Origin of the sequence: Streptomyces sp. sk2.1 (assembly GCF_008120935.1) — a bacterium.
Classification (GTDB): domain Bacteria; phylum Actinomycetota; class Actinomycetes; order Streptomycetales; family Streptomycetaceae; genus Streptomyces.
This window is the reverse complement of record NZ_RDBO01000005.1, coordinates 135,244-147,318: the sequence shown is the minus strand read 5'-3', so window position 1 is coordinate 147,318 and position 12,075 is coordinate 135,244. Positions and strand designations below refer to the sequence as shown.

The following is a 12,075-nucleotide window of genomic DNA, read 5'->3' as shown; positions in this document are numbered from 1 at the left end:
GTGTCGATGAGGTGGGCGAGGGCGTCGTGGTCGGTGGTGTCGCAGGCGGTGAGGGTGACGGTGGCGCCGAGGTCGGTGAGTTCGTCGGTGAGTCGGGTGGCGCCGGGGGCGTGGGGTCCGCTGCGGCTGGTGAGCAGGAGGTGGCGGGTGTGGTGGTGGGTGACGAGGTGGCGGGCGAGGAGGCTGCCGAGGGTGCCGGTGGCTCCGGTGATCAGGACGGTTCCCTCGGGATCCAACCCACGCGGCAGGGTCAGCAGGGTCTTGCCCGTCTGCTGGGCCTGACTGAGGTAGCGCAGGGCGTCCGGCGCGTGGCTGATGTCCCACGCGGTGATCGGCGGCGGCGTCAGCGTCCCGGCCTCGAACAGCGTCACGAGGACGGCCCATATCTCCTGGATGCGGTCGGGTCCGGCCTCCATCAGGTCGAACGCCCGGTACGCCACACCCGGGTACTCCTCGGCGATCTGCCCGGCATCCCGGATGTCGGTCTTGCCGATCTCCAGGAAGCGGCCGCCGCGGGGGAGGAGGCGGAGGGAGGCATCGACGAATTCCTTGGCGAGGGAGTCGAGGACGACGTCCATGCCGTGGCCGTCGGTGGTGGTGAGGAACTGTGTCTCGAAGTCGGTGGTGCGGGAGTTGGCCAGGTGTTCGTCGTCGAGGCCGAGCCTGCGCAGGGTGTCCCATTTACCGAGGCCGGCGGTGCCGTAGACCTCGGCGCCCAGGTGGCGGGCGATCTGGAGGGCGGCCATGCCCACGCCGCCGGCCGCCGAATGGACCAGCAGCCGCTCCCCGGCCCGCAGCCCCGCCAGGTCCACCAGCCCGTAGTACGCCGTCAGGAAGACGACGGGGAGCACGGCGGCCTCGTTGAACGTCAGCCCCTGGGGAATCCTGGCCACCCAGCGGTGGTCGGTGACACCGACCGGACCGAGCCCACCGGACGGGAACAGGCCCATGACGCGGTCGCCGACGGCCACCGACGCCACGCCGGAGCCGACCTCCAGCACCACGCCCGAGCCCTCGCCGCCGATCCGGGCGTCGTCCCCCGGGTACATGCCCAGACCGACCATCACGTCACGGAAGTTGAGACCGCCCGCCCGCATGGACACCCGTATCTCATGGGCTTCGAGGGGACGCTCGCCCTCGGGGTGGGGGAGCAGGCCGAGGTTGCCGAGCGTGCCCTTGCTGGTGACGTCCAGACGCCATGAGGCACAGTCGGCGGGCGGCACCAGCACACCGGAAGCATCCGCCGCACGCGCCAGCCGAGGCACATGGACACCGCCGTCCCGCACCGCCGCCTCGGGAAGCCGCGCGGACAGGATGCCGGGCAGTACGGCGGGCGGCGCGTCGGACGGAGCGCCGGGCTGCTCGTCGGACTGCTTGTCGGACGGTGTGCCGGACGGAGCGGAGGGGGCTGTTCCGGAGGACACGGAGTCGTCCAGGTCGAGCAGTGCGAAACGGTCCGGATTCTCCGCGCGCGCGGAGCGGATCAGCCCCCACACGGGCGCGGCGGCCAGGTCCCGGATCTCCGGACCGGGGCGTGTGGCGACCGCGTTGCGGGTGACGACCACGAGCTGCGCATCCGTGAACCGCTCGTCGGCCAGCCATTCCTGAACACATGCGGTCGTCCGCAGGAGCACCGCACGCACGGCGTCGGGTACGTCCTGGTGCCCGTTCCCGTCCCCGTCCCCGTTCCCGTCCCCGTCTCCGTCACTGGTGCAGGTGACCAGTACGTGCGCGGGTACGGAGGCGCCGTCGTCGATCGCTTCGCGCAGAGCGGCAAGGGTGGCGTACGCGGTGCAGGACTCCGCCCCATCGGCCGCGCCCCGCACCATGTCGTACAGGCCCAGCGGGTCCGGCCCGATCACGCTCACGGGCCCCAGGGGGGCGGGGGAGTCGGGCAGCGGCGACGGAACCCATTCCACGACATGGAGCCCGGTGGCGGCGGTGGGTCGGGTTGCTGCTCGGGTTGCCGCGGCGAGCTGCTTCATCGTGACCGGCCGGGTGACCAGCTCCCCGATGTGGGCGACCGGCGCACCGGTGAGATCCGTGAGGGTGATCTCCATGGTCAGCCCGGCCTCGGCAAGGGTGGCGTCGACGGTCTCGTTGACGATGTCGCCGAGGTGGAAGACGGGCGGGACCACGCCCTTGGCCCACTGTTCGCGCAGGTGGTCGGTGCGCGCCTCCAGGTCGAGCCCCTTGCCGAGGGTGACGCTCGGCGGGAACAGCGGGTCTCCCCCGCGGTGCAGCAGCTCCGCTTCCGGAATGGAGACGGAACCAACCGAGAGGAGCTTGGCGAAGCCGCCCCGCTTGGAGAGCACCACCGCCGAGCCGCGTCAACGTCCACAACAACTCCAGCGTCGAGATGTCGAACGACAGACTCGTCACCGCCAGCCACGTATCACCCGCACCACCCCCCACCCGCACATCCATCGCCGCACAGAAATTCGCGAACTGCCCGTGCTCCAGCTGCACACCCTTCGGCAGCCCCGTCGAACCCGACGTGTAGATCACATACGCCAGATCCGACAACCCCGGCAGCACCACATCCGACGGCACCGACGCCCCCGGATCCGTCGTCGCGGGAACGTCGTCGACCAGTACGACCCGGGCAGTGGTCTCCACCGGCCGGTCCGAGACGAGCACCGTCAGTCCGCTGTCGCCGATGACGTGCTCCAGGCGGGCCCTCGGGTACTCCGGGTCCAGCGGCACGTACGCGCCACCGGCCATCCAGACCGCCAGCACCGCCACCACCAGATCCGCCGAACGCGGCAGATGGACCCCCACCAGGCTCTCCCCGGTGACCCCCGCCGTCCGCAGCAGGTCCGCGAGGGCCGCCGCCCGTGACACCGTCCGGCGGTAGGTCAGTTCCCGCCCGTCGGATACCAACGCCACCGCATCCGGCGTGCGCCGGGCCTGCGCCAGTACGAGATCCAGGGCCGTGGGCCGGTCGGGCGCCGCCGCCACGACACGGCCGCCGCGCTCCTCCAGCCAGGCCAGCTCGGCCGGGGCGAGCAGTGCCGCCTCACCGACCGGACGCCCCGGGGCGGAGAGCAGGGCCGGCAGCAGGGTCAGGAAACCGTCCACCAGCCGGCGCGCGGACCCGTCCGACCAGACCTCCGGCCGGTACTCCAACTCGCCGCGCAGCCCGTCCCCGAACGGCAGCAGCGTCAGACCGAGGTCGAACTTCGCGGCCCCGTCCACATTGCCGGCGAGGCTCCCCTCCGTCGACAGCCGCCAGAACTCGTTGCCCTGGGCGGCCATCGGCATGGACGCGTAATTGAACAGGCAGCGGAACAGGGGGTTCTCGTCACCGGTGCGCGGACCGCCGACGGCCCGGACGACCTCGGTGAGCGGGACGGCCTGGTGCTCCATGGTGCCGAGCACCCGGGGCGCCATCGACTCGATCAGCTCGTCGAAGGCCGGGGCGCCCGTCAGGTCGCAGCGCAGCGGCAGCGTGTTCGCCAGGAAGCCCACCATGCTCTCCGCCTCGGGGAGTTGGCGGTTGGCCCACACCGTGCCGAGGCCGAAGTCGTCCTGTCCCGTCACCCGGCCGAGCAGCACGGCGAACGCGCTCACCAGCACGGTGTACGGGGTCACCGAACGGTCCGAGGCCAGCTCCTCGATCCCGGACCGCAACCCGGCGGGAATCGTGAAGTGGACGGTGCCGCCCGTACTGTCCCCGCCGCTCTCCGACGCGGTGCCGGGGCCCGGCGGGAACTCCAGTCGGGGCACACCGGCGAGCTGCTCCCGGAAGAAGTGGACCCCTTCGTCGAAGAGCCCGGTCCGCAGCGCCTCCTCCTCCCGGGCGGCGAGGTCTCCCGGGCAGCCCGCGGGCGTGGTGCGGTCCGGCTCGGTCCCGGACCGGAACGCGCGGTAGGCGTCCTCGAGTTCGGAGAGCAGGAGCGCGATGGACCAGCCGTCGGTGATGGCGTGGTGCAGGGTGAGGCACACGCTCTGCCGGCTGTCACCCCTGTCGGTGTTCTCGTCCGTGGTCGTGGCCGTCGCCGTGTCCGTGGTCAGGACGAAGAGACGGAGCAGGGTCCGGCCGGACACGGCGAACGGTTCGAGCTCCTCGGCGTGCAGCAACGCCCGCGCCTCGTCGGCGGACAGGCCGGTGGCGTCCCGGTACGTCACCGGGGCATCGACGTTCTCGTGCACCACCTGGACCAGTTGCCCGTCCCGGCTCTCCAGCCCGGTGCGCAAGGCTTCGTGACGCTCCATCAGCCAGAGCACGGACCGCTCGAACGCCTCGCGGTCCAGGGCGCCGTTCAGGTGCAGCGTCATCGTCGCGTTGTACTGGGCGGAACCGGGGTTGAGCCGCTCCAGGAACCACAGCCGCTTCTGGCCCTCGGTCGCCGGACGCACGGTGCTGCGTGCCGGAGGCGCTGAAGGCATCGGGGATGCCGAGGGCGTCGTGGCGGTCGTGACGGGCACGGGCTGCTCCGTGGGGGTCGCCGCCGGTGCGTCGGGTGTCGCCGATGCGTCGTGGTCCGGGTCCAGGTCCCGCATCAGCCGGTCCGCGAGCCGCTCCGGGGTCGGGTGCTCGAAGGCCGCGGTCGACGGCAGGGTGGTGCCGGTGGCCGCCGTGAGACGGCGGCGCAGCTCGACCGCCGTCAGCGAGTCGAGGCCAAGCTTCTGGAACCGCTGGTCGGCGAGGATCGTCGAGGAGAGTCCCAGCACGGTCGTCGCCTCCGTACGCACCAACTCCACCAGTGCCGAACGGAGTTCGGTACCGGACAGCGACGTCAGCGGCTCCCGCGTCCCGGCGGGCACGGCGGCCGTGCCGGTCTCCGTACCGAATCCTGCGGTGGTTCCCTCATCGGCTCCCGTGCCGGTGGCCCGCAGCCGGGGGCGTACGAGGTCGCGCAGCAGGACGGGCGGCTCCTCCGACCCGGCCGGGTGCTGCTGCGGGGCCGACGAATCGGTTCCGGTCAGCTTGACCGGGACCAGGTGCGGGTGGGGCGTGCGCAGCGCGGAGTCGAGCGCCGCCAGCGCCTCGGCCCGGTCGAGCGCGCCGAAGCCCTGGCGGCTCATCCGGGCGAGGTCGGCCCGGCCGAGGCTCGCCGTACGGCTCAGCCCACCCTGTTCCCACAGGCCCCACGAGAGGCTCGTGCCCGGCATCCCGAGGCCGTGACGGTACGCGGCGAGGGCGTCCAGGGCCGTGTTGGCGGCGGCGTACGTGCTCTGGCCCGCCGTTCCCAGCAGACCGGCCGCCGAGGAGAAGAGCACGAACACCGCGGGCGCGAGGTCCCGGGTCAACTCGTGCAGGTGCAGGGCGCTTTCGGTCTTCGCGGCGAGGACGCGGGCGAGCCGCTCGGGGTTCTGCGACCCGAGGAGCCCGTCGTCGACCACAGCTGCCAGGTGGAACACACCGGTCAGCGGGCGGTCGGCCGTGGCGTCCGCCAGTACGGCGGCGAGGCTTTCGCGGTCCGCGACGTCGCAGGCCACCACATCCACGGTCCGGGCCCCGGCAGCCGTGAGCCCGGCCACCGCCCCGTCCATGCCGGGGGCCCGCAGGCCGCGGCGCGAGGTGAGGAGGAGATGCCGCACCCCGTACTCGCGCACGAGGTGCTCGGCCACCGTCCGGCCGAGTTCACCGGTGCCGCCGGTGATCAGGACGACGCCGTCGGGGTCGAGGACCGGGGCCGGGGATTCGGCACCGGGGACGGCGACCAGTCGCGGCGTGTACACCGTGCCGTCGCGCACCACGAGTTCGGACTCCGAGCCGAGCGCCGCGGCGACCGGTCCGGAGAGGTCCGTCCCGGAGAGGCCGGCCCCGGCGGTGTCCACCAGCCGGACCGTACGCTCGGGGAATTCGCTGCGAGCCGCCCGGACCAGACCCCACAGGGCCGCCTGGGCCAGATCGTGACCGTCGTCACCGACCGCACCGGACGTCAGCCACACCAACTCGGTGTCGGTTTCGGTGTTCCCGGTGAACAGCCGCTGGAGTTCGGTGAGGCCGCGGGTGGCGACCTCGGTGACGGTCCCGGTCCAGTCGCGGGTGTCCACGACCACACGGGAAACATCGCTTCCGTTTCCGCTTCTGCTTCCGACGCCGACGCCGACGCTGCCGCCGGTTTCGGTCGCGGGGGTGCTCACCTCCCGCAGTTCCACCCGGTAGAGGTGCTCGGGGCGCGCGGCCCCGCGGACCTGCTCCGCCGTGACCTCGCGCAGCCGCAGTTCCCCGGAGAGCACCGGGGAGCCGTCGGCGTCCGCGGCCCACAGCCGCAGCCCCGTTCCCGACCCGTCGACGTCGACGCGCACCCGCAGTTCGGCACTGCCGACGGCCGACAGTTCCACCCCCGACCACTCGAACGGGAAGAGGACCGGGGTCTCCCCCTCCGCCTCCCTGCGCGCTCCCATGCAGGCGTGCAGCGCCGCGTCGAGCAGCGCCGGGTGGACGCGGTACTCGTCGGCCCGCAGCCCCTCCGGCAGACGTACCAGCCCGTACGCGGTGTCGCCGTCCCGCCACAGCCCGACCAGCCCCCGGAACGCGGGACCGTAGTCCAGACCACGCTCCCGGAACCGCTCGTAGAAGCCGTCCAGGTCCACCCGCTCGGCCCCGGCCACGGGCCACCGCGTCAGGTCGGGGAAGGCCGTCGCACCGTCCCGTCCGGCACCCGGCGGACTCAGCACGCCCACCGCGTGCCGCGTCCAGGCCCGGTCCGTACCCTCCGACAGACTGTGCACCGTCACCGTCGCCCGCCCGCCCGCGTCCGCGGCACCGACGACCACCTGGACGCGCTCGGCCCCCGCCGGATCGATCGGCAACGGCTCCAGCAGCGTCAACTGCTCCACACCGCCGAACCCGGCCTCGGCCGCGGCGGTCAGGGCCAGTTCCAGCATCCCGGTACCGGGGACGATCGCCACGCCGAACGCCGCGTGGTCCGCCAGCCAGGGATGCCCTGCCGAGGAGAGGCGGCCCGTGAGCAGATGCCCCTCGCCCCCGGCCAGCGGAAGCGTCGCCCCCATCCAGGGATGCGCGGACGGCAGGAGCCCGGCGGAACGGACACCGGCCGAACGGACATCGGCGGAAGCGGTTCCGGAAGAGATCCCGGAGGAAGAGGCCCCGGCGCCGATGGTGCCGGGCTCGGACCAGTACCGGTCCCGCCGGAACGCGTACGTCGGCAGAGCGACGAGGGAAACGGCCCCGCCCGCGCCGGGCACCCGGGACCAGTCGATCGGGTATCCCCGCGTGTGCAGGGCGGCGAGCGAGCGGAGTACGCCGGCCGGGCTGAGCTCGCCACCGATCTCGACACCGAGGCCGGTGTCCGGGCCGGGGCCGGGACTCGGCGCGAGACGGACGTGGAGCTCATGACCACCGTGCGTCTCGAACCGCTCCGCCGCACCGTCCGGAGAGCCGTCCCCGCCCGGAGAGCCGTCACCGACCGCCGCACCGTCCGGAGAGCTGCCACCGACTGCCGCACCCGCTCCGTTCCCGGTCACGATCCGGGCACCCTCGTCGAGGGGGAGCTCTCCCCGTACGACCGAGGCGACCGTCTCCCCGAGCCCGTGGCCGACGACGGCCGCGGGCTCGACACCCAGGGACCTCCAGAAGGCACCGAGTCCGAGGGCCAGGGCGAACCCGGCGGGCCCGGCGGCATCCGGGCCACCGGCCGCTTCCCCGGCCAGCACGTCCCGCACCGACCAGCCCGTCAGGGGCCGCAGCACCGCGTCGCACGCCCCGACGGCATCGGCGAAGACCTCGCTTCCGGAGAGGAGCGCACGCCCGATACCGTCCCATCGCACGTCCGCGGACGGGTCGGGGCAGACGAAGACCACCGCGTCCCGCTCCCGGGAGTCGCCCACGACGACCCGGTCGTGCGGCTCGCCCGCGGCGAGCGCGGACAGCGCCCGCACCGCCTCGGACGTGTCCGCCACGTCCAGCGACGCGCGGGCGGGCAGGTGCGTACGGTGCAGGGCAGCCGTCCGCACCACGTCGGACAGCGGTGTGCCGTCGTGCCCGGCGAGCCAGTCGGCCCACCGGCCCGCCTGGGCGCGCAGCGCCTCCTCGTCGTACCCGGACAGCAGCAACGGCCACGCGCCCACGGACGTGGACACGGGCACGGCGCCGGGCTCCTCGGAGGGTGCGGCCGCCCGCTGCCGCGGGGCCTCCTCCAGCACCACGTGCGCGTTGGTGCCGCCGATGCCGAAGGCCGACACACCGGTGCGCCGCGTCCGCCCCTCCTCGTGCGGCCAGGGCCGCGCCTCCTGCAACAGGGTCAGACCGCTCGCCGCCCAGTCGATGTGCGGACTGGGCTCCTCGGCGTGGAGCGTCCTCGGCAGCGTCTCGTGCTGGAGCGCGAGGACCATCTTCATCACACCGACGATCCCGGCGGCGGCCTGGGTGTGCCCGAGATTGGACTTCGCGGAGCCGAGGAACAGCCGGTGCGACCCGAACACCTCGGCCAGCGCACCGGCCTCGATCGGGTCGCCGAGATCGGTGCCCGTGCCGTGCGCCTCGACGGCGTCGATGTCGGCCGGGGCGAGGCGGGACGCCGCGAGGGCGTCCCGGATGACGCGCTGCTGCGAGGGGCCGTTCGGCGCGGTGAGCCCGTTGCTCGCCCCGTCCTGGTTCACGGCGGAGCCACGGACGAGGGCCAGTACGCGGTCCCCGTCGCGCTCGGCGGCCGACAGCCGCTTCAGCACCAGCACGCCCACCCCCTCGGACCAGCCGGCGCCGTCACCGGCGGCCGAGAAGCTGCGGCACCGGCCGTCCGTCGCCATGGCCCTGAGCCGGCTGAACTCGACGAACGTCGCCGGGGTGCTCATGACCGTGACACCACCGACGAGGGCGAGCTCGCACTCGCCCTGCCGGAGGGATGCCGCCGCGAGGTGAAGGGCGACCAGGGAGGAGGAACAGGCGGTGTCGACGGTGACGGCCGGGCCCTGGAGGCCGAGCGTGTACGAGACCCGCCCGGAGATGACACTGGCCGCGTTGCCCGTGCCCACGTAGCCGTTCAGGTTCTGGAGCGCGCCGCCGTTGCGGTCGTCGTAGTCCGAACCCATGGTCCCGACGTAGACGGCGGTGGCGCTGCCACGCAGCGAGTCCGGCCGGATGCCGGCCCGCTCCAGCGCCTCCCAGGCCGTTTCGAGCACGAGCCGCTGCTGCGGGTCCATCGACAGCGCCTCGCGCGGCGAGATCCCGAAGAACGTCGCGTCGAAGTCCTCGACGCCGTCGATGAAACCGCCCTCACGGGCGTAGCTCTTTCCGACGGCGTCCGGGTCGGGGTCGTACAGGTCGAGACCGTCCCAGCGGGACGGCAACGGCCCGATGGCGTCGGTTCCCCCGGCGAGAAGGGTCCAGTACTCCTCGGGAGTCGTCACACCGCCGGGGAGCCGGCAGGCCATGGAGACGATGGCGATCGGGTCGTCGGAGGCGGGCGCCTCCCGCCGGACCGGTGCGACGGGGGCCTCCTCGGCCCGGTCCGAGAGGCTCAGCCTGTCGAGGAGGAGCGCCGCGACCGCGGCCGGGGTGGGATGGTCGAAGGCGAGCGTCGAGGGGAGCGGCGTCCCGGTCTCCGCGGACAGCCGACGCCGCAGCTCGACCGCCATGAGCGAGTCGAAGCCGAGGTCCTTGAAGACCTGGTCCTTGCCGACCGCCCCGGAGTCCGGCATGCCCAGGACCGCGGCGGCCTCCCGCTGGACGAGCTGGACGAGCAGGGCCGGCCGCTCGGCCCCGGGAAGCGCGGCGAGCCGGTCCCGCAGTCCGGAACGCCCGGCGGCGGCGGTGGCGTCGGCGCGCCTGCGGGGAGCACGGACGAGACCGCGGAGGAGCGCGGGAACGTCGTGCCCGCCCTCCCCCCGGAAGGCGTCGAGCACGAACTTGACGGGGACGAGGTGGGCGTCCGTACGGGCGAGCGCCGAGTCGAGGGCCGTCAGGGCCTGGGCCGGGGTGAGGGCGCCGATGCCCATCCGGCGCAGACGGGCGAGCTCGGCCCGGCCGAGGTCGGCGGTGAGACCGGTGCCGGCCTGCTGCCACAACCCCCAGGAAACACTCGTGGCGGGCAGGCCCAGGGCACGTCGGTGGACGGCCAGGGCGTCGAGACAGGCATTGGCCGCGGCGTAGTTGGACTGCCCGGGCCCGCCGAGCACCCCGGCGGCCGACGAGAACAGGACGAACGCCGCCAGGTCCAGGCCCAACTCCAGGCTGAGATCGTGGAGATGACGGGCACCGGCCGCCTTGGGCGCCCAGACCCGGGCGAGCCGTTGGGGGCTCTGCGCGGAGAGAACGCCGTCGTCGAGAACGGCGGCCAGGTGGAAGATTCCGGTCCAGGGCCGTTCATCGTCGGCGTTGGACAGCACTGCCGCGATTTCGTTCCGGTCCGACACGTCGCAGGCCACCAGGCGTACGGTCTCGGCCCCGACGGCGGTCAGTTCCGCCGTCAGCTCCTGGGCGCCGGGCGCGTCCTGGCCACGTCGCGAGGTCAGCACCAGGTGCCGTACTCCGTGCGTACGCACCAGGTGTACGGCCACGGCACGGCCCAGCTCACCCGTACCACCCGTGATCAGCACGGTGCCGGACGGGTCCAGCACCGACCCCGAGCCACCATCGCTGTCGCTGTCGCTGTCGCTGTCGCTGTTGTTGCCGCTGTTGTTGCCGCTGCTGCTGTCGGAGGCTGCCGCGCGCACCAGCCGGCCCACCCGCACCCGGCCCTCACGCACCACGACCTCGGGCTCGTCCACGAGGAACGGCACCTCGACGTCGGCAACGACGTCGAGGTCGACGAGCCGGATCACCCGCTCCGGGTGCTCGGCCCGCACCGCACGGAGCAGGCCCCACAACGGCGCACGGACGAGGTTGCCGATGCCGTCACCGGCGTCCACGGCACCCCGGGTGACCCAAATGAACTCGGTTTTCTCCAGGCGGGGTTCGGCCAGCAGCCGCTGCACCGTGACCAGGGCATCGGCCGTCGCCTCCAGCGCGTCATCGATCACGCCGTCGGTGGCGTCGCCCATGGCGTCGCCCATGGCGTTGCCTGTTGCTTCGCCCGTGGCGTCGACCACGACACGTCCGGGCGGTTCGATGCCTTCGTCCAGCCGGGCGAACAGTCCGTCGGCCTGCGCGATGCCCTGCGCGTCCAGGGCGCGGGCCACCTCGCCGTTGCCGCCGAGGACCCAGGTCTCCTGCGCCGGTGCCTCTTCCCGCACGCGGGGGGCCTGGAACTCGACGCGGTAGAGGTGCTCGTCAACCGCAGGGGTGGAGGCGGCACGGAGCTGCTCGGAGTCGGCCGGACGCAACTGGAGCCCACGGGCGTGCAGAAGGGGCTGCCCGGTCGGATCGGTCGCCCACAGCCGGAGGCCGGTGCCCGTGTCGTCGAGTTCGATGCGTATGCGCAGTTCGGTGGCGCCGGTGGCGTACAGCTCGACACCGGTCCATTCGAAGGGGAGCGGTACGTGTCCCTCGGTCCCTGTTCCGTCCTGGACCGCCACCATGGCGTGCAGGGCGGCGTCCAGGAGTGCGGGGTGGATGCCGAAGTCGTCGGTCCGGAGTCCGTCGGGGAGGCGGACGGTGCCGTACGCGGTGTTGCCCTTGCGCCACAGCCCGGTCAGGCCCTGGAAGGCGGGGCCGTACTCCAGGCCACGGGCACGGAAGTCCTCGTAGAACCCGTCCAGCGCGACCTGCTCGGCACCCGGAACCGGCCACTGCGCCAACTCGTCGGCCGCCTCCGGAATTGAGGTTCCGGTGGAGAGTTCGCCGGAGGCGTGCCGACGCCACGGAGCATCTGCGGATACGCCGTCCGAGATGTTCTCCGGCCGGCTGAAGAGATGGATGGGGCGGCGCCCCTGGGGGGTTTCCGCTCCGACGACGACCTGGAGGCGGAGGGGGGTGTCGTCGGTCAGGACGAGGGGTTCGAGGAGGGTGAGTTCCTCGACGGCAGTGGCGCCTATGTGGTGGGCTGCGGTSAGSGCSAGTTCGAGCAGYCCGGTGCCGGGGACGAGGACGGTCCCGAAGGCGGCGTGTTCGGCCAGCCAGGGCTGGTCGGTGAGGGAGAGCCGGCCGGTGAGCAGGTGGCCCTCGCCGTCGGCGAGGGCGAGGGCGGCGCCGAGCCAGGGGTGTCCGGAGGCGTCCAGGCC

The 12,075-nt window shown here is 73.2% G+C and carries 1 protein-coding gene and 1 pseudogene; both read right to left on the bottom strand.

All coding sequences use genetic code 11. From position 1 onward, the window contains the following. The coding region (locus EAO76_RS00815) for a zinc-binding dehydrogenase (RefSeq protein WP_187438407.1) at nucleotides 1-1,868 on the bottom strand (1,868 nt) is incomplete at its 3' end. 472 nt (nucleotides 1,869-2,340) lie between these two features. Beyond that, a pseudogene (locus EAO76_RS45720) lies at nucleotides 2,341-12,009 on the bottom strand (SDR family NAD(P)-dependent oxidoreductase); the annotation flags it as partial. Nucleotides 12,010-12,075: the final 66 nt, after the last annotated feature.